Genomic DNA, 22,966 nt, shown 5'->3' with positions numbered 1-22,966 from the left:
GTAAAAAGGAGGCTCTTTCCGTTGAGTCAAAACGAACCAAAGATTCCACAAGCGACAGCCAAACGGTTGCCACTATACTATCGATTTATTCAAAGCCTGCACGCGTCAGGTAAACAACGTGTCTCTTCAGCAGAACTGAGTGAGGCGGTCAAGGTCGATTCGGCTACGATTCGCCGTGATTTCTCGTACTTCGGTGCGCTCGGTAAAAAGGGATATGGCTATAACGTGCAGTATCTGTTAGACTTTTTCCGAAAGACACTGAATCAGGACGAGATTACGAATGTCGCCTTGGTCGGGGTCGGTCACCTTGGGACGGCATTCGTCAACTATAACTTCCTTAAAAACAATAACACACATATCGTCGTCGGGTTCGACGCAGACGAGACAAAAGTCGGCACGACGATGTCAGGCGTCCCAATTCATCATGTCGATGAGATGGAACAAATTATGAAGCAAAACAAGATCGACGTCGCGATTTTGACGGTACCTTCTGCCTATGCGCAGTCCGTCGCAGACGACTTGGTCCGTTTCGGCATCAAGGGCATCTTGAACTTCACACCGGCACGACTTACCGTACCGGACACGGTTCGCGTCCATCACATCGATTTGTCGATTGAGCTGCAGTCACTCATTTACTTTATGCAACACTATCCAACCGCTGAGGGGGTCCATCAATAATGGAATTACTAGCATCATCACTCGTCGTCGGGATTCCGGGTGGGGCGAGTCTATTCATCATCGCCATCATCGCGCTCATCATCTTCGGACCGAAGAAATTACCGGAGTTTGGTCGCGCAGCCGGACAAACGCTTCGTGAGTTCAAAAATGCAACGAACGGCATGATGAACGAGCACGACGAGAACGACAAGAAAGCTATCGAAAAGAAAGAGCAGTAAGCCATGAATCATCAACCTGATCAAGAGCGGGAACTCACCGATCACTTGACAGAGCTGCGGAGACGACTGATGCTATCTGCATTTGTCGTCTTTGCCTTCTTTTTGATGGCTTTGCCGAGTGTCAAATATGTACTCGCGTACTTGCAAGAAGATCTCGTCGAACGCGGGCTCGAACTGAACGCCTTTGGGGTCGCGGACCCGCTCATGATTTACTTGAACTTGGCGCTCATCATCGGCCTGATTGCGGCGAGCCCATTCCTACTGTATCAAGTGTGGGCGTTTGTCGCACCCGGTCTGCATCCGAATGAACGAAAAGGTACGCTCGCTTATATCCCGATCATCTTCGGATTATTCTTGATCGGCCTTGCGTTCGCCTACTACTGGTTATTCCCGCTCGTCCTCGATATCTCGACGGACCTCGGGCAAGACCTTGGGCTCGAACAAATCATCGGGGCGAACAATTACTTCACGTTCTTGTTGCAACTGACGATTCCGTTCGGTCTATTGTTCCAATTGCCGGTCGTGACGATGTTCTTGACCCGGATTGGTGTCGTGACCCCGTACTTCTTATCAAAGATTCGAAAGTATGCGTACTTCGCGCTATTCGTAGTCGCGGCATTCATCACACCACCGGATTTGACGTCGCACCTTATGGTGTCATTGCCACTCTTCTTCCTATATGAAATCAGTTTATCGATTTCACGCGTCGCCTACAAAGGGGTGTTGCGCCGGGAGAAAGAAGCGATGGTGCAAGAACAGATGGATTTAATGAAACAGATGAATGAAAAATGAGCATCGTTCCGTAAGTGGAATGATGCTTTTTTGTTGTGACATACTGTTATGATAGGATACGAGCGATTGAGAAATTTTTCCATTTTGTATGCTATAATAAAACGAGGCACATATGTAAGGGAGGATGCACGATGATTCGGGAGTACAACGGAGAGGACTTTATATTGCTAGGCACGATGACAACCATCTTACTGTTTTTCTTATTTTTCTCTATACAATCTCGATTGCGACGTCAATTCATCGTTTCGTCGTTGCTACTCGTGACTGGCTATATCTTCTTTTTTGTCGGAATGACAATCGTACGTGGTTGGGACGCGATCGGCTGGCTTGCACTAGGGCTGATCTTGTACGTGCTTGGTATGATTCTTCACGTTGGCATTGTCATTTATCAGAGAGTGAAAAGTAGACGTGAAGGAGAGTCTTGAAAGAGTCGTTCCAATCAAGTTATGAGGAGATAAAAAGGATGAATGACATTATCATTTTGCTCGTATTGCTGTTTGGACTGACACTGGGAGTCATCATTTCAACGTATCAAATGATTCGAACGAAGAAACAAAGGCCTTTTCCATTCATCTTGAATACAGTATTGGTCGTAAGTGGCTATACGCTATTGGTTGGCAGTTTGATGCTTGGATACGGATGGGGAGCATTGTGGTGGGCGGTCGTCGGGCTCGCTATGAACGTCTTCGGTTTGATCGTGCATCTATTTGTAATAATCTATAATCTATTATTGAAAAAGCGGCGAGTCCGGTCATGAGAATGAGCGGATTTTTTCTGTTCAAAATTTAGACACTTTTACGTGAAATAGTGAGCATAGTTGTTGAACCTTATATTGTGAAATAGTACACTAAGGTCAAGAAGTAAATGTGATGTTTATCACAAAGTAAAATGAAACGTACTGTCTAACATAAAAGGAGAGACGACTCATATGAAAATCGCAGTCATCGGATGTACACACGCAGGAACAGCAGCAGTCAAAGGTTTACTCGCCAAGCACGACAATCTCGACATCACCGTTTACGAGCGGAACGACAACGTCAGCTTCCTCTCGTGTGGGATTGCGCTCCATGTCGGTGGGGTCGTCCAACGTGCGGAAGAATTGTTCTATTCCTCTCCACGCGAGCTTGAAGAACTCGGAGCAACCATGCGCATGAAACATGATGTCTTGTCGATTGATGCCGACGCGAAGACGGTCCACGCCAAAAATCTCGAGACAGGGGAAGACGTGCACGACACGTATGACCGCTTGATCGTCACGACGGGTTCATGGCCGATTGTCCCAACACTTCCGGGAATTGAGATGAACGGAATCGAGCTCTGTAAAAACTATGCGCACGCACAACGCATCATTGAGCGTGCGACAGATGCGACGAAGATTGCCGTCATCGGGGCGGGTTATATCGGAGTCGAACTCGTCGAGGCGTTCGAAGCATACGGGAAACATGTTACATTCATCGACAGTGCCGACCGCATCTTGAACAAATATCTCGACAAGTCGTTCACAGATCCACTAGAAGCGGACATGACAAGTCGCGGAATCGACCTTGAGCTCGGTCAGACGGTCGAAGCGTTCCGTGGTACAGATGGAAATGTCACACATGTCGTGACGGACAAAGGTGAATTTGAGGCAGATCTCGTGATCCTCTGCGTCGGATTCCGTCCGAACACAGGACTCCTCGAAGGACAGGTCGATATGCTCCGAAACGGTGCGATCATCGTCGATGAGTACATGCGCACGAGCAACCCGGACATCTTTGCGGCAGGGGACAGCTGTGCCGTCTACTACAACCCGGCACGCACACATGCCTACATCCCGCTTGCAACGAACGCTGTCCGTATGGGGACGCTCGTCGCGGAAAATATGATGCAACCACGTGTCCGATACCAAGGGACACAAGGAACGTCAGGACTTCGACTCTATGACTGGAACATTGCGTCGTCTGGTCTGACAGAAGAAGCAGCATCCCTATTCGGACTCGACGTAGAAAGTGTCGTCATCGAGGATGCATATCGTCCGGAGTTCATGCCGACCGCAGAGAAAGTCGAATTCAAACTCGTCTATGAAAAAGGGACACATCGTATTGTCGGTGGACAAGTGTTATCGAAAGCGGATTTGACGCAAGCGGTCAACACGCTCTCCCTCGCCATTCAAAACGAGATGACGATTGAAGAGCTCGCCTATGTCGACTTCTTCTTCCAACCGCACTACAACAAGCCATGGCACTTCCTGAACAGCGGAGCGCTTGAAGCGATGAAAGACAAAGTGAATGCCTAACAAAAAACGCGGAAGCGAACAGCTTTCGCGTTTTCTTATAGATAGCGAGGTGCATCTTTCATGGAATTCGTTAAGATCATATAAAGAAGGAAACTCCCAGGGAGGATCAAAAAGATGAGTCGAACTCCGATTGAAGAAATACCAAAGTATTCAGCAATCCCACCGCATACTCCAGACAGAGAGCGGTCCGTCGCGGACTTACGAAGTGTACGTTGCATAGCAAAGCTCCTTATGAGTTGATATGAAAATTTTACCATAATAAGTACATAAACATCCCCATCGATTGATTTCTTAATGTAGATTATTTACAAGTTACTCGGGGAAAAAGGATAGGGTAAGTGCGCGTCATGTTTTCTACCTTAAAGGAGGAATTTTTCATGGCTAAAAAGGAAAAACAACCGTATCACATCGTCACGTTCACGTTCCCGGAAGAGGCCATCTCGTATCAGGCGTTCAGTAAGCTGAAAAAGTACCATTCGGATGGGCTCGTGGGTTTTGAACAATTGGTCGTCATCAAGCGTGAAGAAAACGGGGCGTTCTCGTTTGAGGATGCGGCGCAGCTCGCACCCGTCAACAAGTCGACGAAAGGTGCGCTCATCGGGATGGCGGTTGGGATCCTCGGAGGTCCTTTCGGAATCCTGTTCGGGACACTCACAGGTGGTCTCATCGGCGGTACGAAAGACGTGAAGCACATGCAAGGTATTCAAGATACATTCAAACGGACGGTCGGTAACATCGAACCAGGTCAGACCGGCGTCATGGCCATCGGGGAAGAATTCGACCCATCGATTTTAGACGGGCTCGCAGTAGAGTATGGAGGAACGGTCACACGGACAGACGAGGAGTTGTGAGACATGAAACTCGGAATCTTAGGTGCCGGGAAAGTCGGTCGCACGCTCGGGGAGCAATTCGAACAGGCCGGTTATGAGGTGCTGTACGGGACACGGACGGAGCGGGAAGGGACGTTGACGTTACAAGAAGTCGCCTCAGCAAGCGATGTGCTCCTGCTATGTACACCATTTGCTGCAGCGGTCGACCTGCTGCCGACACTTGATGGACTGAATGGGAAAGTGTTGATTGATGTGACGAATCCGATCGCCATCGAGTTTAACGAAGTCGAGCGACCGGACGGGGTGTCGGGTGCGGAGTATTTGCAGCGACTCGTTCCCGATACGAAAGTCGTCAAAGCGTTCAATCAGACGGGCGTCGAGAATTTAGGTAATCCGGATGGTTCTGTCATGTTTGTCGCAGGAAATGATGAAGAAGCGGTGCGACTTGTCGTCGAGCTATCGAACAAGATCGGCTTCGATACGCATCCGCTCCATGGGTTGAAGCTTGCCCGTGAACTAGAAGGGTTAGCGTGGCTATGGATTCATTATGCGGTGAAAGAACGGAAGACACGGGACTTCGCATTCTACTTAAAAGAACAGTGAAAAACGATCGGGGCGAAATGCCTCGATCGTCTTTTGATTAGAATCCTGTGTAGCGGTCAGAGCGTGTTTGCAGTAGCTCGATCGTCTCACGTTCGATTTGTTCGACTTCGCGCTGTTGCCAACCTGGCATGAGAAACGCATCGACGAGTGCCCAGATTCCTGTGATGATGGCACCGAAACCGAGCGTCAAGACGACGAGGAGGACCATCGCAATTCCTGACCCAATCTTTTTGAAATAAAAGCGATGTGCACCGAGTGCACCGAGGAAAAACCAAAGTAAATACGCGACGAGTAAGCTGCGCTTGCGCTTCTCGACTTCGCTGTTGACGAGCTGCATTTCTTCCGTCGTCAAATCCATGCGTGACACATTCATCGGATTTCAACTCCCTATCCATAATTGTTATAATAAGTTCGGACTCTAGTATATCGGAAAATGGATTTGTTTCCATGATTTCCTAAAAAGAAAAGAGGTTTGCTATGCTTTTTCCGATTTTGACGTTCATCGTCGCGTTTGTTCACGTCGTCGGTGGGGCGATTGCACTGTATCAGTATCCACAATATAAACGAATGGCCATCAGTGCCATCGTACTCGGATTCGTCTACGGTGGGTTGACTGTAGCTGTGATCGGGTTATGAAGTGGAGGGCAAATGGACCACTTCGTTCGCGTCTTCACATGCAGAGTGGCTATCAGTTGGGGACATATCTATTTTTAGGTCTCATCATCTTTGATTTACTTTTAGGTGACGTTCCGAGAATCTCATTTGCGATGTATGCCTTGTTCTTTTACTTTTGGCAACGGGAACGTGTCGAGAAAGAAGACAAGGCGTTAGCCGAAAAGATGAAGCAGCGGTCGAACGAGTGGACAATCACACTCGTCATCTTGCTTTGCTTCGTAGGCTATGCCGTCTCGCTCGGTTTACAAGAACCTTCTATTTCATTGCTCGAGCTGAGCATCTACGGCTTCTCGACAATCTTTTGTATCCGGGCGTTGACATTGATTTATGCGATGCACCAAGAACATCTCGACTAAAAACCATCCCTTCGCGTGAGAAAGGATGGTTTTGATTTAGGAAGCCGCTCGCCGTAGGACGAGCTTTTCTTTTACATAGATGCCGCTATAGACGAGGAAGCAGCCGAAGCTGACCAACAGTCCGATATAGACGCTCATCATGAACGGTGTGAGAAGCGATCCGATCAAAATCGTCGAGCGCGATAAGAAGTCGGCACCGGCGAACGACGTCCCGGCAAATGCTGAGTACGCACCACGTCGGTCTTCTGGCATCATGTTCGCCTTCTCCGTGTTCAACACAGGCGAGTACAACAATTCCCCGAACGTGGCGATGAGCATGAAGCCGAGAAGGAGCATCATCGAATTCGCGCTCGTGATGACCGCGTAGCCGATTGTGTACAACGCGAGCCCGCCGAGAAGCGTGTGCTTGTTCGAGAAGCGTGAGGCGAGACGTTGAATGAAGAACGTCAACGCGACGACGATGAGCGTGTTCTCGATTTGGATCAAGCTCATCATCCGTACTCCATTGATTGTCCAGTCTTCGAACGAGAGCGGTTCAAATGAATCAGCGAGTCGGACGGCGACGTAACTGCCCATGGAGAACTCGGCAGCGAGAATACACATCGAGCCGAAGACGACTTTGACGAACGGGCGGTCACGCCAGGCGATTTGATAGCTTTGGAACACGTCGACGAAGACGAGCTTGAGCTTTTGTGAGGTCCACGTCCGTTTCGTGTCTTCGAGGAAGATGGCGTACGCAATCGGCAACATGCTCGATGTGAACGTCAAAATCCAAAACAGTAACAGCTGATTGCTGACATAGAGCCAGCCCCCGAGCGCCGTCCCAATCGTGATCGATAAGTTGATCAACCAGTAATCGAGCGCGTATACGGCTTTTCGGTTCTCCGGCGTCGTCGCATCGATGATGATCGCGCTCATCGCCGGCCGACCGAGGTTATTTGTGACCGTGAAGATTGTATAAGCAATCATGAAGATAATCATCTGGTCGAACTGGAGACTGAGCGTCATGACGAGAAACATGGATGCTGTGAGGCTTGCCGTCAACACGAGGAGTCGCTTCCGTGAGAATTTATCAGCGAGGTATCCCCCGATCAACCCGATGACGTATCCGAGACAGACGAGTGAGACTAAGAAGACGCCTGCAATCCATTCATTGAACGCTTTGACAAAGAGAAGTGCCATGAACGGCATGATGGCGAATGAGACCGAACGGTTAAAAAATGATGTTACGAGTCGTACTTTAATTGGCTTAGGTATATCTTTCCATTTCATCTTGTCACCTTCCATTCTGTACCTGTATGATAAACAAGACAACGGATATGAAAAATGGACGATATGGGGAAATGATGTCCACTTTTAAGGGGGATGCGACGTGGATGCATATTTATTTCGATTGTGGAAAGAGTGTCGGGACGGGGCGTACACGATTTCTGATATGGCGGAAGCCATCCATTTAAGCCCGAAGCAGACGAAGCGCCATTTGGCACGATGGCAAGAAGAAGGATGGCTCACGTATACGAGCGGACGCGGTCGCGGGAATTTGACGCGACTTGAATGGCTGCGACACGTGGAGCGCGACTTGGCGAAACAGCTACTCGAACGCATGGAGAAAGAGTCGGTCGAGGCGGTGACGAGTCAGTTGGAGTGGGACTGGTCGCCTGCGCAGGCAGGGCGTTTCATGCGCCAGCTTGAGAAGAAGTTCGGTTACGTCCAAACATCGAGCGATGCGCTCATCATTCCGCGCCGTCGTCACTTTTTAACGACACATCCGCTTGAGGCGGCTGACATCCATAGCGCCCACCTCGTCCAAAACGTATTCAATCGTCTCTTCATGATTGATGCGTCCGGAGAGGTCACAGGAGAGCTTGCCCATCATTACGAATGGCAGGGAAGTACGCTCGTCTTGTTTCTTCGGAAAGGCGTCCGTTTTCATGACGGGTCGCTCATGACGAGTAAAGACGTGACGAAGAGTTTACGCACACTCGTTCAGTCGGATGTGTATCGCTATATGTACCGGCACGTCCGGCACATCGCATCGAACGGCACGTATCGCGTCGATGTCACGCTCGACCGGCGCCGAAATTCCTACATCCCGAAACTGTCGATGATTCATACGAGCATCGCGAAAGGGAGTGTTGGGACGGGTCCCTTTCAATTGGATCGCCACGACAAGGAGAAGACGGTCCTTCTCGCTTTCGAGAACTATTTTGGAGTCCGAGCACTCTTGGATCGGGTCGAGTTCATCAAAGTGCCAGACGGATATGACCCGACATATCGGATCTCGTCGCGGGATTCCAAAGAGACCGGACTGATCTCGACACCGTCCGGGTTCGGGCTTGTCATCTTAAACAGTCATCCGAATAGTGTGTTCGCTAATGAAGAGGCGAGGCATTATATACATCGCTTGATTGCGGAGATTCGTCCGGAGATTGGGACGTTGAATGAGCGAAGAACGCCGAACGACCGAGGTTTTCTCGGTTCGCTGAGTGAGACGTATGATGTTCCGGAAGGAGCACCCGTCACGTTCAATCGTCCGATACGAATCAAACAGACGGACTACACGAACGATACGACCGACTGGATTGCGGAGATGTTGACACGTCACGGGATTGCCTATGAGTTTGTGCCCATCAGCTTCAAAGATTCGATTCACGAAAAAACGTATTATGAATACGTCGATTTGGTCGTTCATGGGGAAGTGTTCGAGCGGAATATCACGCTCGGGTTCGAACAATTTATGTCGAACGAGTACTCGCCGCCACATAAAGTGATCCCTTACATGGAGGGATTGGCGGAACGAATCGAACGGTATGACGACTTGCCATTTGAGGACTGGTTGTCGTTGCACCGAGAGATTGAGCGCGAGTTGAAAGAGAAGTCGTACTTCATCCCGCTCTATAACGAGGAGCGGACGATTCCGTTCCCGGTCGAACTGAAGGACGTCTGTGTCGACTTGTTCGGTTATTTTGATTTTGCAAAACTTTGGATTCCATCGTAAGGAGGGGTATGGTGCGTAAGAAGTTACTCATTGGGTTCATGATCTTTTTTGTAGGACTGTTTTTGTTCGCGCTATGGGATGGTGAGTTCGTCGCCTTGTCAATCACTGGCCTAGGGTTTGCGATTTATGGTTATCGACACGAAGAGATTGAAAAGCTTGAGGAAAAGGTGACGAAGAGAATCATGAGACAAGTCGATGCTACACTCATGAACATCACGATTTACGGTTTGCTGGTCATTGGCGTGGTCATCAATTTCTTCTTGGATGAACCACAAATCCTACTGATTGATGCCATTTATGTCGCATTAGGTGTGTTGTTTGGTCTGCGTGGACTGCTCATTCGGAGTGTCTATCAAGAAGAAATACAGGATCAATCGAAAGTGACAACTATAAGTAAAACCCCGAGCTCGTAAGACTCGGGGTTTCGTTATGCGGATTTGTCCGTGCCTTCTTTTTTGACTTTTCGGGCGAGTGCCAAGATTTGATACACTTTGAAAAAGTCGTAAGCGGCGACGGCGATGATGAAGTACGTCCAGAAGCTGAACCCATACTCTTGTACCGAGAAGTACGCGAGGACGGTGAACAACACACCGAACGAGAGACTGAAGAGCATCATCACTTTTAATTGTCGCGGCATAACTGCCACCTCATTTCTACATTAAAAATAGTACGAGCATCACGAGCGCGTTGTTGAACGCGTGGATGGCGATTGGCACGATTAATCGTCTCGTCTTCGCATACGCGTATGAGAACGCGAAGCTCATCGCGATATACACGAGGAACCGATTATCTTGGTGGATGAGCGCGAATAGGATAGAACTGACCCCAAAAGCAATCCAGAACCCGAAACGAGCGTTCAAGTTTCCGAACAAAATATGACGGAAGAGAATCTCTTCGATAATCGGTCCGAGCAAGACGACCGGCAAAATCATGAGTGGAATGACTTCCACCATCTCGGCAATATTTTGTGTGTTCATCGACTCGACCAGTTCACCAGAGATGGCCGTCTCAATCAAGTTCGCCACGATGACAAGTCCATATTGCATCAAAATCCCGAGGCCGATCCATTTGACCGTGTCGTTCAAGTTCGACTGGATGCCTTGCGCCTTGTATTGTTTCAAGTCCGGCCAGATGAGTAAAATCGACAGAACAATCGTCACACCGAATCCGATGGCGAGCCAGAGCCCGACGAACGTTTCTGTTAACCATTCCGGTCGCACTTCACGGATGGCGAGCGGAAACAGTTGGACGAACGCATATAGTAAAATCGGGGTGAGGTGCCGGAGACGAATGTTAGGCGCCATCGAAAAACGGGTATTTATCGATTGGTTTGAGTTTAATGTAGCCAATTCAACACGTCCTTAATCATAAGAATGAACCTACCTTTTTCTCATTGTAACAAATAAGTTCTCTTGACCGCGAGTAGGAGCATTTTTTGATGTTCCCCACTTGATTTTTTAATCGTCGCATACTACACTTATCAATGTTAGCACTCCTTTTAACTGAGTGCTAAAACCTTACGATACACATTACATCATTCATATTCGGAGGAGGGTTTTTCCATGTTAAAACCACTAGGCGATCGTGTCATCATCGAAGTCGTGGAGAAAGAAGAAAAGACGATCGGGGGCATCGTGCTTCCTGATACGGCGAAAGAAAAGCCGCAACAAGGGAAAGTCATCGCAGTCGGAACGGGCCGTGTGACAGACCAAGGCGAGCGTATCGCTCTCGACGTGAAAGAAAATGATTTGGTCATCTACTCGAAGTACGCAGGTACCGAAGTGAAGCATGATGGAAAAGAGTACTTAATCGTTCGCGAGAGCGACATTCTCGCAATCGTAGGCTAAGCACCATTATTCAAAAACTTTTTTAGGGGGAAATGAACGATGGCAAAAGATATCAAATTCTCAGAAGATGCACGTCACGCGATGCTTCGCGGCGTCGACGCACTCGCTGACGCAGTCAAAGTAACGATTGGACCAAAAGGACGTAACGTCGTCCTCGAGAAGAAATTTGGTTCACCACTCATCACGAACGATGGCGTGACAATCGCGAAAGAAATCGAACTCGAAGACCGCTTCGAAAACATGGGCGCGAAACTCGTTGCTGAAGTCGCGTCGAAGACGAACGAAGTCGCAGGGGACGGTACGACAACAGCGACAGTCCTCGCACAAGCGATGATTCGTGAAGGGCTCAAGAACGTCACAGCGGGCGCAAACCCGATGATCCTTCGTAAAGGAATCGACAAAGCGGTTCGTCGTGCACTCGAAGAATTGAAATTGATTTCAAAACCAATCGAGTCAAAAGAAGCGATCGCACAAGTTGCAGCCATCTCGGCAGCGGACGAAGAAGTAGGCGAATTGATCGCAGAAGCGATGGAGCGCGTCGGGAACGACGGTGTCATCACAATCGAAGAATCACGCGGCTTCACGACAGAACTCGACGTCGTCGAAGGGATGCAGTTCGACCGTGGATACTTGTCACCATACATGATCTCAGACTCTGACAAGATGGAAGCGTCACTCGACAACCCGTACATCTTGATCACAGACAAGAAAATCTCGAACATTCAAGAGATCATCCCGGTGCTCGAGCAAGTCGTGCAACAAGGGAAGCCGATCTTGATTGTCGCAGAAGATATCGAAGGCGATGCCCTCGCGACACTCGTCTTGAACAAACTCCGTGGTACGTTCAACGCGGTAGCCGTCAAAGCACCAGGATTCGGTGACCGTCGTAAAGCGATGCTTGAAGACCTTGCGACACTCACAGGTGGTCAAGTCATCACAGAAGACCTCGGTCTCGATCTTAAATCAGCATCACTTGACATGCTCGGTCGCGCATCGAAAGTCGTCGTCACAAAAGACACAACGACTGTCGTCGAAGGTGCAGGGAACGAAGAAACAATCAAAGCACGCGTTCAAACAATCCGTAACCAAATCGAAGAGACAACGTCTGACTTCGATCGTGAAAAACTCCAAGAGCGTCTCGCGAAACTCGCAGGTGGCGTAGCCGTCGTGAAAGTCGGTGCAGCTACGGAGACAGAGCTCAAAGAACGTAAACTCCGCATCGAAGACGCACTCAATGCGACACGTGCAGCCGTTGAAGAAGGAATCGTGGCGGGTGGTGGTACATCACTCATCAACGTCATCCCAGCTGTTCGTGCGCTCCTTGCAGAAGTGACAGCGGATGAAGCGACAGGTGTCAAACTCGTCCTTCGTGCTCTCGAAGCACCGGTCCGTCAAATCGCGGAAAACGCGGGTGAAGAAGGTTCGGTCATCGTCGAGAAACTCAAGAACGAGTCAGTCGGTGTCGGGTACAACGCGGCAACTGGCGAATACGTCGACATGATCGCACATGGTATCGTCGATCCAGCGAAAGTGACGCGTTCAGCACTCCAAAACGCAGCATCTGTCTCAGCGATGTTCCTCACAACAGAGGCCGTCATCGCAGACAAGCCAGAAAAAGACGCTCCTGCAATGCCTGACATGGGCGGCATGGGTGGAATGGGCGGTATGATGTAAGTCATACGCCTTCACAGGAACCATTCATCAGCGAAAGCTGGTGGGTGGTTTTTTTGTGTTGCTTAGATAGAGTTTTCTATTTTTTCGTACAGATAGGATAATGAAGAAAACAGGAGAGAGGACGAGCGTCATGGAAATCGACAAAGTCTTACGCTTCGAACAGCGAAGTGAATTCCGAGAATGGCTACATGAACATGCAGACGATACACCCTATTGTTGGGTGATTCTCAGTCGTAAAAATAGTGGGAATGGACTACTCTATCTCGATGCTGTTGAAGAGGCGTTGTGCTTCGGATGGATTGATGGGATTGCTAAGAAGACAGCAGAGGGAGAATTCGCCCAACGTTTTTCACCCAGAAGACAAAAGAGTAATTGGACGGAGCTAAATAAAGAGAGGGTAAGACGTTTGATAAGACTCGGACTTATGCAAGAACAAGGATTAAGCGTTCTTCCTGATATGCGCGTTACGTCGTTTGTCGTTGATTCAGAAATCATATTACGATTACAGGAAGATTCTCAGGTGTATGCGAACTTCATGACTTTTCCCGAACTATATCGCCGTATTCGAATTGATACGATTCAAAGCGTTCGTCAAGACCGTGAGTTGTATACGAAACGTCTCAATAAATTGATCGAGAAGACGAGAGCAAATGAAATGTATGGACAATGGAATGACGATGGACGTTTGCTTCGTGAATGAGTTATTTAGATTGAGGATATTAATTGGTCCAACTCATTGCGCGAATGAGCCAAAATCGTCAATCTCCATGATGTATATACCCAAGGAATATGAAAATGTTGAAAATCGAAACTTTCCTCCCCTTGTTCGTAATGAGTAAGAGAGGGGATATTTCGATGGCACCACGTTTCACGAATTGTCAGTATAAGTGGAAAGTGAAAGAGGTATGGTCACTCGGATTTTCAAAAGATGGAAAAGCGTGTCCAAACTGTGGGCACACGCAATACATTTCAGGGGAAACGCAACGTCTGTTTACATTAGGCTATTTGAGTCTTCTGTTTGTTCCATTTCTTTTATTTCGAATCCGACTAAACGATGAGAATAATCCTTTTCCATAAATCGTTTGAATTCGAGACCCGCGTCACGACAGCAATCATGACGCGTTTTTGTGTTTTTTTAAATCAAATATATCCTAATTTGCACAAATGTTCATTTAGTTGTACATTTGTGCAAAGGGGTGTGACTGAATGTCAGAAGAACTGAAAAGGCTTTACGAAGTAGCGCACTTGTATTACGAACAGAATCAAACACAACACCAGATTGCAGAGACACTCGATGTCAATCGGGCCACGGTTAGTCGCATGTTAAAACGCATTCGAGAATTAGGAATTGTGAAGTTTCAAATCGATTATGATCGCTTTCAATCAATTGACGTGGCAGCCCAACTGAAAAAGCGGTTTGGTCTAAAACATGTCATCCTTGTACCTGAAAAATCAGGACAACGTGAAGAGACGTTACAACGTATGGGAGAAGCGTGCGCGACATACGTCGAGTCGATGGTGACCGATGACGATGTGATCGGCTTTTCTTGGGGGACAGCACTCGCTGCCGTTGTGGAGGAACTCACACCAAAAGAGGAGTATTCAAGTATCCAATGTGTGCCACTCATCGGTGGACCGGACGGAAAACTCGAAAGTCGTTTCCATGCGAACACGTTAGCGTATGACGCCTCACGAAAATGGCGTGGACGTTCTAAATTAATCGATGTTCCTGCTATTTTACCGAATGCCGCCATCAAACAAGCATTGACGCAGTCAACACATGCTCAGGAAGTCGTGGAGCTGTGGGGACGGATGAACATCGCCCTCTTTGGAATCGGTTCGGCCCAACTGAACCAGGAATCCAACTGGTTGGCCTTCTATGGTCAAACGTTTACCAAGGAAATGAACGAACTCCAAATCATCGGAGATCTTTGCTCGCACTTCTATAATCAAAATGGAGAGACCGTGACCACTTCGTTATCGGATCGAACAGTCCATATTGAGCATCAACAACTCGCAAAGGTGCCACTTAAAATCGGGGTTGCCTATGGAAGTGAGAAAGTAGAGGCGATTCGAGTCGCCGCCGAGCATCGGTTGATTGATGTCATCGTGACAACTGATCGCACGGCCCAACAACTGTTACAGGGGGAATGAACAGATGGATGTAAAAGAGAAGTGTGCGGAAGCCGCGCTCCCTTGGATTGAATCGGGGATGACAATCGGTCTTGGGGGTGGCAGTACGATTCAACACCTCATCAATATGATTCATGCGAATGAACTGGACGTGACAATCGTGACACCTTCTTTTGTCACACGACGCGCTTGTCTGGAAAAAGGGCTTCGGGTTGTCGAGACGGGGGATGTCTCGCTGATCGACCTTGCCTTTGACGGATGTGACCAAGTTGATACACGACACCACGCCTTGAAGAGTGGAGGCGGGATTCATACGGAAGAAAAACTTATTGCAACCATGGCGAAGCGATATGTATTAATAGTGGATGATTCTAAATTTGTTGAACGATTGACGTTTGATCATCCGGTTGTCTTAGAAGTTCTTCCACAAGCATTCACTTATGTGAGTCAGAAAATTCAAGAGTACCCTTGGGTGACATCTCTACAAGTTCGTCAAAGTTTGAATAGTGACGGGGCCTTGGTGACCGTGAACGGAAACCGATTACTCGATGTGATCGTCCACCCGTCTGAAGATCCGATTGAGGTGCACCACCAGTTATCTCAAGTACGTGGCGTGGTTGATACGTCCTTATTCACAGATGTCGTCACGCACATCATCGTCGCATCGCATCACGATACAGTCGTCTATTCAACGGAAACGGGGGAAGTGAAATGAAGCGATGGGGAATCATTGGACCAGGTGCGATTGCTACAGAATTCGCTCAAGCACTCGCACAATCAGATGGTATTGCCTACGGGGTATGGGGACGAGATGTAGAAAAAGCCGAACAATTCGCGCAAGAATATGGTGTGAGATATGTGTACCAAACGTTAGATGAGATGTTGTCTTCACCTGACATCGACATCGTCTACGTGGCGACACCTCATCACCTCCATTATTCGATGATGGAACAAGCCATCGCACATGGAAAACATGTCCTTTGCGAAAAAGCCATCACACTAAACAGTGAAGAGCTGGAGAATATTAAGCGTCTGGCTGATGATCAAGGGGTGATTGTGCTCGAAGCAATGACGATTTATCATATGCCGCTCTTTGAAGAGTTGAGACGGCGTGTTCAGGAAGGTGCAATCGGACGAGTCAATATGATTCATGTGACGTTCGGCAGTTATAAAGAAGATGATCCGTCTAACCGATTCTTCAATCCGGAATTGGCTGGGGGTGCGATGCTCGATATCGGAACATACGCCTTATCGTTCGCTCGAAATTTCTTAGACGAAGAAGTGGTGGAAGTGTTGACGACAATGAAGCCATACAAGACCGGGGTCGATGAACAATCAAGTACGATCCTTCGTACGGATTCTGATCAAATAGTGAACATTACCCTTGCGATGCGCACAAAGTTACCGAAACAAGGAGTAGTCGCTGGAGAAGACGGGTACATTACCGTCAATTCGTTTCCTCGTGCAACGGAGGCGACCATCACGTACACGAAAGATGGATCGGTTGAGACCGTTCAGCTTGGGGAGACGGAGCAGGCATTACGCTATGAAATCGACGCGATGCATCGTGTCATTTCTGGTGAAGCTGACGAGACGCGACTTTATTCACGGGATGTCATGACGTGGATGGATCGGATCCGTCAACAATGGAAGGGGACTCATCATGAACAGAGGAATTGATCACATCGGCATGACAGTGCCTTCTATTGAGGAGGCAACTACTTTTTTGAAAGATGCGTTCCACGCTGAGATTTGCTACGACGTGCAACGTCCAGAAGATGAGCCGATGGAAGGGAAAGAAGCGGAGCAGCAACTGGACTTACCAGACGGACAACAAATCATCCATATGCGGCTGCTTCAAATCAAATCAGGACCGTCTATCGAGTTGTTTCAAGTCGCACGAGTAAATGAAACCGAACCGACAGGAATCTCATCGTACGGTTTACATCATTTCGCAATCTATGTGGATGATATGCAAGAGGCGGTTCAGCGCTTTGAACGTGCGGGTGGACAGTTGTTATCGAAACCACACCCGTTAGCCGATGTCGAAGACAATGGGGATAACCAAGGCGTATACGGGAAGGCACCGTGGGGGTCACTCATCGAGCTGATTGCCTATCCGGATGGAATTGATTACCCTGCGTCGAGTGAACAGGAGCGTTGGACACCAGCGGAACATAAATGAGTGTATACGAAAAGAATCGCCCGTTCTCAGGCGATTCTTTTTTCAATCCGTCTGTTTCCGGTTATACATCACGACGCTACCGACGAATGCGGCAAGCGCCCACGCAGTGAGCAACCCAAGCTCTAGCCCGACGGTACCGAAGTTCGCACCGTCTTCCACTTGATGAGCCACATCAATCAAGAGCACGTTCGGTAAATATTCGAGCAATCCGATGATGGCGAAACGGTCTTGTAGTGGCAACAACATCGGTGAGAACGAGAAGAAAAAGAACGGCAACATGACAATCAATGAAGCTTCCATGACCGTCTTCGTCATCAAGCCGAACATCGTTCCGATTCCGATATAAAAGAACGTCGAGACGATGAGCGCGAGGGCAATCACAGCCAGATTTTGCGGGGCGTAATCCATCAAAAATGACGAGGCTACGATGAGGATCATCGTCGTCACGAATGTGAGAGCGCTCTTTCCGAGCAAGATGTCGAGCGTGCTCGCCGGGGACAACATGAGCCCGCGAAGCGTGTTCTTCTCTTTCTCTTCGGCGATCAACGCACACTGTACGAAGATGGCCACGAGGCTGAACGTGATGTTGATGACGAAGTACGTGATATCGACGCCACCGTCACCGATTCGCGAATAGAAGACAGCGAAGAAGAGGGGCATGATCAAGGTCGACGAGACAAACAAGTTTCGAGACAAATCTTTATAGTCTTTTTGGAAAATGGCGAGTGCACGTTTCATTGAAAAAGTCATGATAATTTCCTCCCTGTCACTTCGATAAAGATGTCGCCGAGTGTCGGCTCATTGGAGTGGATTGACGCGATATTTTTAGCGCGCATCTGTTTATGAAGCCAGTCTGCGCCTTCGTCAGTTTGTGTCACTTCATGCGTCTGGCCGTTGTTCAATTCGACTCGCATCGATCCAGTCGCATATTTCCTGCGCAATACGTTCGGAGCATCGAGTAATTGAATCGACCCTTGATGTAAAAAAGCGACACGGTCACACAGCTCTTCAGCTTCCTGCATATCGTGTGTCGTTAAAAAGATGGTCGTCCCGTTTGCCTTCAACCGTTCAATCCCTTTATAGATGTGTCGAGAATTGACCGGGTCGAGAGCCGATGTCGGTTCATCTAGAAACAGGAGCTCTGGCTCATGAAGAAGGGCGCGTGCGAGCGTCACCCGTTGCAACATTCCTCTAGAGAGTTTGTCGATGCGCTTCTTTCGTTCCCCGCTGAGATTGACCATGTTCAATACTTCATCAATCCGGGTCTTCGGTTCATCATATAGATCGCAATATAAACTGAGATTTTCCTCAATCGAAAGTCGTGTGTATAGACCACTGTTATCTGTCAACACGCCGATGCGTTTGCGGTACTGTTCTTGTTTCAAGTCAGCGACCGGCACACCGAAGACAGTTGCATCTCCAGATGTCTGTGCGAGCTGTGACGTCAGAATTTTAATCGTCGTCGTCTTTCCAGAACCACTCGGTCCCAAGAAGCCGAACACTTCCCCTTTTCCTACCGTAAACGTCACATCATGTAACGCTTCCTCGTTTCCAAACAATTTCTTCAATCCGTTCACTTGAATGATTGGTTCCATTCCGGTTCCTCCTTGTCGATATCATCTTTCTTGTCTCTATCGTATAAGGAATAAAAGGGGATCGCATTCAAATGGCGACAAATAGCGCTTATCAGGAGTTGAATGAAGCGATATGAGCTATGAATGGAGACTATTTGAGCCCCATCATCGTCTTCAATTCCGCCATTTTTGTCTTAGATAACGGAATCGTTGTCTTCTCTGAATCATCCAAGACGAGACTGAAGCTGTTTTTCGTATAGGTGATGACTTCGCGGACACGTTGTAAGTTCACGAGATATGACCGATGGCAGCGGAAGAAACCGTACGGGGTCAAACGCGTCTCGAGTTCGTTCATCGTGAAGACGCTCGGGAACTGATCCGATTGACTATGTAAAATCGATTGGCCGTCCTGGCTTTCGATGAAGTCGATTTCAGGAGGGTCAAGTAAGATGATTTTTTCGTTCACCTTCGTCGGGATCTTTTCGAAACGGACGTGGATGACCTCAGATGAGATTTCTGTCTCATCCGTTTCTTCTGGTTCCACGTCTAACAGGCGTAAGTGACGATGGTCGATCCGATAAACCGTCGATGTCATGAAGAGCGCACTTTCCATGTTACTCGTCAACATGAGGACGGCTTTTTGTCTCGACGTCAATGTCTGTAGCGTATCGCGTAAAAGGTGACGTGTCTCTTGATCTACGTCTTGATCCGGTTCTTCAAACACATACAGGTCACGGTCCTGGAGAAGCATCGCAGCATACTGCGTGCGTCTGACAAGGGAGCGACTGAGACGATGGAGACGCTTCTTTCGATATGTGGTGAGTTGGAGACGCTCAATGACCGATTCGACCGAGTCGGATGAGTCATAAAGACGCTTAGTGAAGCATAAATATTCTTCAACGGTGAGTCGGTCGTATAAGCCGTCCCGGATAGAGAAGAGAGAAAACGTTGAAGCATGGTCGATGTTCCCGGTGTATGTCGAGATCTCCTGACTGATGAGACCGAAGATGATTTCCCGAGAAATGACGCCACAATGAATGGCGGCCAACTCACCGGGTTGGATCGTAAATGAAATGTTTTCGAGAATGAGTGTGTCTTGTTGACGAACCGAGACGCTTTGGAAAGTAAGCACCGAATCCCTCCCTTTTTAGTTGGAGTATAACATTTTACAGAGAAGGGCTTAAGAGGAAGATAATCACACATTGGAATTACATCTTTTGGTAATGTAGAATATAGTTTAACGAAACATTGAATACAAAATGTGAATGAGGACGTGGAGAATATGAACGAAGTACAACGATTAATGGACGAGGTTATTAAGTTCCGAGATGAGCGCGATTGGGCGTTTCACCATAACCCGAAAGACTTGGCACTTTCCTTGTCGCTCGAGGCGAGTGAGTTACTTGAAGTATTCCAGTGGATCTCGAGTGAAGAAGCGCTTGAGACGAAAAAGACGGAGATGGAAGAGGAGCTTGCTGACGTGTTGATTTACGCGTTGACGTTCGCTCACGCTGCTGGAATCGATGTCTCGAAAGCAATTGAAGACAAGCTTGTGAAAAATGCAGTGAAGTATCCGATTTTGAGTGCGGAAGATTCACGATGAAGTCGAACCATCGATTACTATTCGTCATGTATCTTGGAGCAGGCATATTGAGTTTGGCTCTCTTTCTTGCGATTCCCTTATTCCACATAGAACGTTCGAACTGGATGAACGTCATGTTTCCGCTACTAACAATCATTTGGTTTGCGAATGCGTTTATACATTGGAAGCGGATGAAACGAATTCATGTAGAGTGATGCGTTAAGTTTCATCAAAAAAGTCATCTTCTTCGTAAGGATTCGCATACAAGTCAATATCAAACTCGGCTTGAATTCGGTGAGCAAACTGGATTGTATCCGTATCTATGACTAGCGCTGGAGCCTGTCCATCTTCAATCACGATGACGATGACAAATTTGGCTTGTAGATTTTCATATGTTTGATAGAGTTGGTCTAATATTAGTTCTTTCCCATTTAATGTTTCAATAATTTGTTTTAACTGATCGTTCACGTCAAATGAAGGTTGATAACCCGTACCAATCATCCATGCGGTAAAGGTAGATGGACGTTTAGAAGGTTCCCGTGTCTCGCCCAATTTATAGAATTCGGTTGGGGTTAAATCCAGTAGCCTTGTCACTTCATCAATCGAAAAATCATCACCGACAAGCTTGAAGTAGACATTTACTTCTGATTTTGTAGTAAACATTTCATTCCTTCTTTCATGCTTAATGATTATGTCCATAGTATCAGTAAAGGTGATATACACAGAAGGAGGGATCCTCTGGATGAATAGTGCTGAGCGATTTTCTCAACTTTACGCATCTGGAAAACGCTCGACCCGACTTGCAATTCAAGTGGGACTCTTGATTACTTTGAGCGGTGCCTTGTTTTACTGGAATGATCATCAGCGGTTAGCCGAAATCACTTGGTTCATCGTCTTATTTCCGGTCACGGCGTGTATCAAGATTGCCTTTCGGACGAATGTTCTTTTGACATTTAACGAAAGCGTGCGATATCGACGACTCGTCTGGTATGAGTGTGCTTTAGGTCTTGGAATGATTGTACTATTTACACTCATGAGTATGATAATTTTGTATCGAGAAGGGTACACTTCTGGATTGCTATTGTCTTGTAGTCTCGTTTTATTTGGAATCGTTGCATCCTCGAATCTTGACCGTAGATTGAAGAAAGTCGATGCGAGTCATGTGACCCATCGATTATACAGTCGGGGGAAAGTTGGTCATTTTGATTGAAAGCACTCGAAACATATTGGAAAAGGAGTAGACCATGTACCATTACTTGAACGATATATAACCTTGCATACGTGGACCGCCCTCTGATTTGTCTGTCATGACATCGACAAATCAAATGAGGAGCGGATAAGATGAATCGGAATATATTGGTTTTATTAGTAGTGCGTGTCATCGCGAACTTTGCGGATAGCTTTTATTTTTTGGCGTCGGTCTGGTATGTCAAAGAGACGACGGATGCCTCGGTTTGGATAGGTGTCACCACGTTTGCGGCAATGATACCAGTGGCATTCCAAGTACTTTATGGACCACTCATTGATCGTTATTCAAAAAAGAAGTTATTGCTCGTTGCCATGGCGGTCCAGGCGATGGTTTTGATTATTTTAGCGAGTTTATATGCAGTGGGGGAGTTAACTGTTGGAATTGTCATCGCCGGATTGTTCCTCGCAACGCTAGCGAGTGAGCTGAGTTATCCGACAGAATATGCACTCGTTCCAAAACTTGTACGAGAAGCGGACTTACAGAGAGTGAACGCATGGTTCACGTTCACACACCATAGTCTCGATTTGTTGTGTAATGCGATTGCGGGATTCTTGCTGACAATCATCGGTATCGGTCTCATGTTTACGAGTAACGCAGTTCTTTATCTCTTTTTGTTTGCGGTCATCGGTTTCTTCCTTCGAATCAGTGAGACGGTGACTCGTGAATCAGACGATGTGACTTATATGACTGATTTGAAAGTTGGGTTTCGATATGTTTGGAAACTCGGTACGTTTCGGACATTGATTGTTGCATTCACATGCCTTAACTTTATGGTGTCGATCTCACTTGGTGTACTCCCGATACTCGCTACGACTGAGAACATGTATGGCTTATGGCTTGCGGCGATTTCCGTAGGAACGTTACTTGGGAGCGGTCTGTCTACCCGTTACGGTGGTCGCTCATTGCGTTGGACTTTCGTTTTGGCGACAGGAATTGGAGGGTTTGCTTGGTGTGTATCTGCAATTTGGTTGAATCGAAACGTTGGCGTGACGTTGACCAGTTTTGGGATAGCTTGGATTGCAATCGGTATGATGGGCATTCAGTTTCAGACACTTCTTCAACGTCAAATTCAATCTGAATACCTAGGACGAACGTTGACGGTCGTTTATGCGCTTCAAGGAATGTTGGCCCCATTCGGCTATTTGTTTGGAGGAATGTTTGCGGACTGGATCAATCCCAATCTCCTGTATCTGATTGGAGCGTTGACGTTACTCGTTTCAAGTGTATATTTTAAGAAAAGTTCTTTTCTCACATCTCATGCTGCCCTTCGAGATCAAGCAGGATGACATCAAAGAAG

The 22,966-nt window shown here is 47.7% G+C and carries 32 protein-coding genes; 23 read left to right on the top strand and 9 right to left on the bottom strand.

Annotation, left to right across the window (positions count from 1 at the left end; all coding sequences use genetic code 11):
* Positions 1 to 21: 21 nt before the first annotated feature.
* From PQI28_RS11555 to PQI28_RS11530, 6 genes are all read left to right on the top strand, one after another.
* Entirely contained in the window at positions 22 to 678 is a 657-nt protein-coding gene (locus PQI28_RS11555; protein WP_015880579.1) for a redox-sensing transcriptional repressor Rex, read from the top strand.
* Positions 678 to 896 (top strand): twin-arginine translocase TatA/TatE family subunit, encoded by a 219-nt coding sequence (gene tatA, locus PQI28_RS11550; protein WP_034770678.1) that lies wholly within the window; start codon positions 678 to 680, stop codon positions 894 to 896. Before PQI28_RS11555 ends, tatA begins: the two co-directional genes overlap by 1 nt.
* A gap of 3 nt (positions 897 to 899) precedes the next feature.
* Positions 900 to 1,688, top strand: a complete 789-nt coding sequence (gene tatC / locus PQI28_RS11545; protein WP_214742996.1) for a twin-arginine translocase subunit TatC — start codon at positions 900 to 902, stop codon at positions 1,686 to 1,688.
* A 131-nt stretch (positions 1,689 to 1,819) separates the two neighbouring features.
* Positions 1,820 to 2,113 carry a hypothetical protein gene (locus tag PQI28_RS11540; protein WP_214779874.1) on the top strand — a complete coding sequence of 98 codons (294 nt, stop codon included), beginning with the start codon at positions 1,820 to 1,822 and terminating at the stop codon, positions 2,111 to 2,113.
* Positions 2,114 to 2,151: 38 nt separating this feature from the next.
* Positions 2,152 to 2,445, top strand: a complete 294-nt coding sequence (locus PQI28_RS11535; protein WP_339963380.1) for a hypothetical protein — start codon at positions 2,152 to 2,154, stop codon at positions 2,443 to 2,445.
* A gap of 171 nt (positions 2,446 to 2,616) precedes the next feature.
* Positions 2,617 to 3,963: an FAD-dependent oxidoreductase gene (locus tag PQI28_RS11530; protein WP_339963379.1), complete on the top strand. Its 1,347-nt coding sequence runs from the start codon at positions 2,617 to 2,619 to the stop codon at positions 3,961 to 3,963.
* A 35-nt stretch (positions 3,964 to 3,998) separates the two neighbouring features.
* Here PQI28_RS11530 and PQI28_RS11525 read toward each other — a convergent pair whose 3' ends face one another.
* Positions 3,999 to 4,181, bottom strand: coding sequence for a PspC domain-containing protein (locus PQI28_RS11525; protein WP_074032578.1), 183 nt, complete (start codon positions 4,179 to 4,181; stop codon positions 3,999 to 4,001).
* A gap of 159 nt (positions 4,182 to 4,340) precedes the next feature.
* Between PQI28_RS11525 and PQI28_RS11520 the strand changes: the two genes are divergently transcribed.
* Positions 4,341 to 4,814, top strand: coding sequence for a hypothetical protein (locus tag PQI28_RS11520; RefSeq protein WP_339963377.1), 474 nt, complete (start codon positions 4,341 to 4,343; stop codon positions 4,812 to 4,814).
* A 3-nt stretch (positions 4,815 to 4,817) separates the two neighbouring features.
* Positions 4,818 to 5,396: an NADPH-dependent F420 reductase gene (locus PQI28_RS11515; RefSeq protein WP_339963376.1), complete on the top strand. Its 579-nt coding sequence runs from the start codon at positions 4,818 to 4,820 to the stop codon at positions 5,394 to 5,396.
* 37 nt (positions 5,397 to 5,433) lie between these two features.
* On the opposite strand, the gene PQI28_RS11510 is transcribed toward PQI28_RS11515, so the two are convergent.
* Complete coding sequence (locus PQI28_RS11510; RefSeq protein ID WP_214697039.1) at positions 5,434 to 5,769, bottom strand: TM2 domain-containing protein; 336 nt, start codon at positions 5,767 to 5,769, stop codon at positions 5,434 to 5,436.
* Positions 5,770 to 5,873: 104 nt separating this feature from the next.
* Between PQI28_RS11510 and PQI28_RS11505 the strand changes: the two genes are divergently transcribed.
* A complete protein-coding gene (locus PQI28_RS11505; protein ID WP_015880595.1) occupies positions 5,874 to 6,032 on the top strand; it encodes a hypothetical protein in 159 nt (52 codons plus the stop codon).
* Positions 6,029 to 6,427, top strand: coding sequence for a hypothetical protein (locus PQI28_RS11500; RefSeq protein ID WP_224863473.1), 399 nt, complete (start codon positions 6,029 to 6,031; stop codon positions 6,425 to 6,427). The genes PQI28_RS11505 and PQI28_RS11500 overlap by 4 nt, the downstream gene beginning before the upstream one ends.
* Positions 6,428 to 6,463: 36 nt before the next feature.
* Here the strand turns inward: PQI28_RS11500 and PQI28_RS11495 are convergent, their stop codons facing one another.
* Positions 6,464 to 7,699, bottom strand: a complete 1,236-nt coding sequence (locus tag PQI28_RS11495) for an MDR family MFS transporter (protein WP_339963373.1) — start codon at positions 7,697 to 7,699, stop codon at positions 6,464 to 6,466.
* A gap of 100 nt (positions 7,700 to 7,799) precedes the next feature.
* On the opposite strand from PQI28_RS11495, the gene PQI28_RS11490 reads away from it, so the two are divergent.
* Positions 7,800 to 9,425 (top strand): ABC transporter substrate-binding protein, encoded by a 1,626-nt coding sequence (locus PQI28_RS11490; protein ID WP_339963371.1) that lies wholly within the window; start codon positions 7,800 to 7,802, stop codon positions 9,423 to 9,425.
* 11 nt (positions 9,426 to 9,436) lie between these two features.
* On the top strand, positions 9,437 to 9,838 hold the full coding sequence (locus tag PQI28_RS11485; protein ID WP_339963370.1) for a hypothetical protein: 402 nt from the start codon (positions 9,437 to 9,439) through the stop codon (positions 9,836 to 9,838).
* A 14-nt stretch (positions 9,839 to 9,852) separates the two neighbouring features.
* Here the strand turns inward: PQI28_RS11485 and PQI28_RS11480 are convergent, their stop codons facing one another.
* Positions 9,853 to 10,062, bottom strand: coding sequence for a YdiK family protein (locus tag PQI28_RS11480; protein ID WP_015880600.1), 210 nt, complete (start codon positions 10,060 to 10,062; stop codon positions 9,853 to 9,855).
* Between the two features lie 16 nt (positions 10,063 to 10,078).
* On the bottom strand, positions 10,079 to 10,774 hold the full coding sequence (locus PQI28_RS11475) for a CPBP family intramembrane glutamic endopeptidase (RefSeq protein WP_224863481.1): 696 nt from the start codon (positions 10,772 to 10,774) through the stop codon (positions 10,079 to 10,081).
* Between the two features lie 213 nt (positions 10,775 to 10,987).
* Between PQI28_RS11475 and groES the strand changes: the two genes are divergently transcribed.
* The 7 genes from groES (at position 10,988) to PQI28_RS11440 (ending at position 17,264) form a co-directional block, all read left to right on the top strand.
* Positions 10,988 to 11,272 carry a co-chaperone GroES gene (gene groES / locus PQI28_RS11470; protein WP_074032569.1) on the top strand — a complete coding sequence of 95 codons (285 nt, stop codon included), beginning with the start codon at positions 10,988 to 10,990 and terminating at the stop codon, positions 11,270 to 11,272.
* A gap of 39 nt (positions 11,273 to 11,311) precedes the next feature.
* Positions 11,312 to 12,946 carry a chaperonin GroEL gene (gene groL, locus PQI28_RS11465; protein WP_214697033.1) on the top strand — a complete coding sequence of 545 codons (1,635 nt, stop codon included), beginning with the start codon at positions 11,312 to 11,314 and terminating at the stop codon, positions 12,944 to 12,946.
* A gap of 130 nt (positions 12,947 to 13,076) precedes the next feature.
* Positions 13,077 to 13,646 (top strand): YdeI/OmpD-associated family protein, encoded by a 570-nt coding sequence (locus PQI28_RS11460; protein WP_339963369.1) that lies wholly within the window; start codon positions 13,077 to 13,079, stop codon positions 13,644 to 13,646.
* Between the two features lie 506 nt (positions 13,647 to 14,152).
* Positions 14,153 to 15,100: a sugar-binding transcriptional regulator gene (locus PQI28_RS11455; protein WP_339963368.1), complete on the top strand. Its 948-nt coding sequence runs from the start codon at positions 14,153 to 14,155 to the stop codon at positions 15,098 to 15,100.
* Positions 15,101 to 15,104: 4 nt separating this feature from the next.
* Positions 15,105 to 15,794: a ribose 5-phosphate isomerase A gene (rpiA, locus tag PQI28_RS11450; RefSeq protein ID WP_339963367.1), complete on the top strand. Its 690-nt coding sequence runs from the start codon at positions 15,105 to 15,107 to the stop codon at positions 15,792 to 15,794.
* Positions 15,791 to 16,759, top strand: coding sequence for a Gfo/Idh/MocA family protein (locus tag PQI28_RS11445; RefSeq protein WP_339963366.1), 969 nt, complete (start codon positions 15,791 to 15,793; stop codon positions 16,757 to 16,759). Before rpiA ends, PQI28_RS11445 begins: the two co-directional genes overlap by 4 nt.
* A complete protein-coding gene (locus tag PQI28_RS11440; RefSeq protein WP_339963365.1) occupies positions 16,743 to 17,264 on the top strand; it encodes a VOC family protein in 522 nt (173 codons plus the stop codon). Before PQI28_RS11445 ends, PQI28_RS11440 begins: the two co-directional genes overlap by 17 nt.
* Before the next feature lie 42 nt (positions 17,265 to 17,306).
* On the opposite strand, the gene PQI28_RS11435 is transcribed toward PQI28_RS11440, so the two are convergent.
* From PQI28_RS11435 to PQI28_RS11425, 3 genes are all read right to left on the bottom strand, one after another.
* A complete protein-coding gene (locus PQI28_RS11435) occupies positions 17,307 to 18,014 on the bottom strand; it encodes an ABC transporter permease (RefSeq protein ID WP_074034793.1) in 708 nt (235 codons plus the stop codon).
* The gene (locus PQI28_RS11430) at positions 18,011 to 18,859 is read right to left on the bottom strand and encodes an ABC transporter ATP-binding protein (RefSeq protein ID WP_224863509.1); all 849 of its coding nucleotides are present in this window, start codon (positions 18,857 to 18,859) and stop codon (positions 18,011 to 18,013) included. The genes PQI28_RS11435 and PQI28_RS11430 overlap by 4 nt, the downstream gene beginning before the upstream one ends.
* Positions 18,860 to 18,989: 130 nt before the next feature.
* Positions 18,990 to 19,970 (bottom strand): LytTR family transcriptional regulator DNA-binding domain-containing protein, encoded by a 981-nt coding sequence (locus PQI28_RS11425; protein WP_339963363.1) that lies wholly within the window; start codon positions 19,968 to 19,970, stop codon positions 18,990 to 18,992.
* A 150-nt stretch (positions 19,971 to 20,120) separates the two neighbouring features.
* Here PQI28_RS11425 and PQI28_RS11420 point away from each other — a divergent pair, with 150 nt between their 5' ends.
* Both PQI28_RS11420 and PQI28_RS11415 read left to right on the top strand, forming a co-directional pair.
* Positions 20,121 to 20,441 (top strand): nucleotide pyrophosphohydrolase, encoded by a 321-nt coding sequence (locus PQI28_RS11420; protein WP_224863515.1) that lies wholly within the window; start codon positions 20,121 to 20,123, stop codon positions 20,439 to 20,441.
* Entirely contained in the window at positions 20,438 to 20,635 is a 198-nt protein-coding gene (locus tag PQI28_RS11415; RefSeq protein WP_224863517.1) for a hypothetical protein, read from the top strand. The genes PQI28_RS11420 and PQI28_RS11415 overlap by 4 nt, the downstream gene beginning before the upstream one ends.
* Before the next feature lie 4 nt (positions 20,636 to 20,639).
* Here the strand turns inward: PQI28_RS11415 and PQI28_RS11410 are convergent, their stop codons facing one another.
* Positions 20,640 to 21,083 carry a DUF4279 domain-containing protein gene (locus tag PQI28_RS11410; RefSeq protein ID WP_224863519.1) on the bottom strand — a complete coding sequence of 148 codons (444 nt, stop codon included), beginning with the start codon at positions 21,081 to 21,083 and terminating at the stop codon, positions 20,640 to 20,642.
* A 79-nt stretch (positions 21,084 to 21,162) separates the two neighbouring features.
* Here PQI28_RS11410 and PQI28_RS11405 point away from each other — a divergent pair, with 79 nt between their 5' ends.
* Together PQI28_RS11405 and PQI28_RS11400 are read left to right on the top strand one after the other, a co-directional pair.
* Positions 21,163 to 21,630 (top strand): hypothetical protein, encoded by a 468-nt coding sequence (locus PQI28_RS11405; RefSeq protein WP_224863521.1) that lies wholly within the window; start codon positions 21,163 to 21,165, stop codon positions 21,628 to 21,630.
* A 131-nt stretch (positions 21,631 to 21,761) separates the two neighbouring features.
* Positions 21,762 to 22,955 carry an MFS transporter gene (locus PQI28_RS11400; RefSeq protein WP_224863523.1) on the top strand — a complete coding sequence of 398 codons (1,194 nt, stop codon included), beginning with the start codon at positions 21,762 to 21,764 and terminating at the stop codon, positions 22,953 to 22,955.
* The last annotated feature ends 11 nt before the right edge of the window (positions 22,956 to 22,966 follow it).

It is taken from the genome of Exiguobacterium sp. USCH10 (assembly GCF_037619445.1).
GTDB lineage: Bacteria > Bacillota > Bacilli > Exiguobacteriales > Exiguobacteriaceae > Exiguobacterium > Exiguobacterium aestuarii_A.
This window is presented reverse-complemented; position numbering and strand designations above follow the sequence as displayed.

What these genes read in the sequence shown, in the direction of transcription:
- PQI28_RS11540 (WP_214779874.1), top strand. Translation starts at nt 1,820, where the DNA reads ATGATTCGGGAGTACAACGGAGAGGACTTTATATTGCTAGGCACGATG.
- PQI28_RS11455 (WP_339963368.1), top strand. Translation starts at nt 14,153, where the DNA reads ATGTCAGAAGAACTGAAAAGGCTTTACGAAGTAGCGCACTTGTATTAC.
- PQI28_RS11535 (WP_339963380.1), top strand. Translation starts at nt 2,152, where the DNA reads ATGAATGACATTATCATTTTGCTCGTATTGCTGTTTGGACTGACACTG.
- PQI28_RS11410 (WP_224863519.1), bottom strand. Translation starts at nt 21,083, where the DNA reads ATGTTTACTACAAAATCAGAAGTAAATGTCTACTTCAAGCTTGTCGGT.
- tatC (WP_214742996.1), top strand. Translation starts at nt 900, where the DNA reads ATGAATCATCAACCTGATCAAGAGCGGGAACTCACCGATCACTTGACA.
- groES (WP_074032569.1), top strand. Translation starts at nt 10,988, where the DNA reads ATGTTAAAACCACTAGGCGATCGTGTCATCATCGAAGTCGTGGAGAAA.
- rpiA (WP_339963367.1), top strand. Translation starts at nt 15,105, where the DNA reads ATGGATGTAAAAGAGAAGTGTGCGGAAGCCGCGCTCCCTTGGATTGAA.
- PQI28_RS11460 (WP_339963369.1), top strand. Translation starts at nt 13,077, where the DNA reads ATGGAAATCGACAAAGTCTTACGCTTCGAACAGCGAAGTGAATTCCGA.
- tatA (WP_034770678.1), top strand. Translation starts at nt 678, where the DNA reads ATGGAATTACTAGCATCATCACTCGTCGTCGGGATTCCGGGTGGGGCG.
- PQI28_RS11430 (WP_224863509.1), bottom strand. Translation starts at nt 18,859, where the DNA reads ATGGAACCAATCATTCAAGTGAACGGATTGAAGAAATTGTTTGGAAAC.
- PQI28_RS11405 (WP_224863521.1), top strand. Translation starts at nt 21,163, where the DNA reads ATGAATAGTGCTGAGCGATTTTCTCAACTTTACGCATCTGGAAAACGC.
- PQI28_RS11445 (WP_339963366.1), top strand. Translation starts at nt 15,791, where the DNA reads ATGAAGCGATGGGGAATCATTGGACCAGGTGCGATTGCTACAGAATTC.
- PQI28_RS11495 (WP_339963373.1), bottom strand. Translation starts at nt 7,699, where the DNA reads ATGAAATGGAAAGATATACCTAAGCCAATTAAAGTACGACTCGTAACA.
- PQI28_RS11480 (WP_015880600.1), bottom strand. Translation starts at nt 10,062, where the DNA reads ATGCCGCGACAATTAAAAGTGATGATGCTCTTCAGTCTCTCGTTCGGT.
- PQI28_RS11510 (WP_214697039.1), bottom strand. Translation starts at nt 5,769, where the DNA reads ATGAATGTGTCACGCATGGATTTGACGACGGAAGAAATGCAGCTCGTC.
- PQI28_RS11515 (WP_339963376.1), top strand. Translation starts at nt 4,818, where the DNA reads ATGAAACTCGGAATCTTAGGTGCCGGGAAAGTCGGTCGCACGCTCGGG.
- PQI28_RS11525 (WP_074032578.1), bottom strand. Translation starts at nt 4,181, where the DNA reads ATGCAACGTACACTTCGTAAGTCCGCGACGGACCGCTCTCTGTCTGGA.
- PQI28_RS11520 (WP_339963377.1), top strand. Translation starts at nt 4,341, where the DNA reads ATGGCTAAAAAGGAAAAACAACCGTATCACATCGTCACGTTCACGTTC.
- PQI28_RS11505 (WP_015880595.1), top strand. Translation starts at nt 5,874, where the DNA reads ATGCTTTTTCCGATTTTGACGTTCATCGTCGCGTTTGTTCACGTCGTC.
- PQI28_RS11440 (WP_339963365.1), top strand. Translation starts at nt 16,743, where the DNA reads ATGAACAGAGGAATTGATCACATCGGCATGACAGTGCCTTCTATTGAG.
- PQI28_RS11530 (WP_339963379.1), top strand. Translation starts at nt 2,617, where the DNA reads ATGAAAATCGCAGTCATCGGATGTACACACGCAGGAACAGCAGCAGTC.
- PQI28_RS11500 (WP_224863473.1), top strand. Translation starts at nt 6,029, where the DNA reads ATGAAGTGGAGGGCAAATGGACCACTTCGTTCGCGTCTTCACATGCAG.
- PQI28_RS11435 (WP_074034793.1), bottom strand. Translation starts at nt 18,014, where the DNA reads ATGACTTTTTCAATGAAACGTGCACTCGCCATTTTCCAAAAAGACTAT.
- groL (WP_214697033.1), top strand. Translation starts at nt 11,312, where the DNA reads ATGGCAAAAGATATCAAATTCTCAGAAGATGCACGTCACGCGATGCTT.
- PQI28_RS11415 (WP_224863517.1), top strand. Translation starts at nt 20,438, where the DNA reads ATGAAGTCGAACCATCGATTACTATTCGTCATGTATCTTGGAGCAGGC.
- PQI28_RS11400 (WP_224863523.1), top strand. Translation starts at nt 21,762, where the DNA reads ATGAATCGGAATATATTGGTTTTATTAGTAGTGCGTGTCATCGCGAAC.
- PQI28_RS11420 (WP_224863515.1), top strand. Translation starts at nt 20,121, where the DNA reads ATGAACGAAGTACAACGATTAATGGACGAGGTTATTAAGTTCCGAGAT.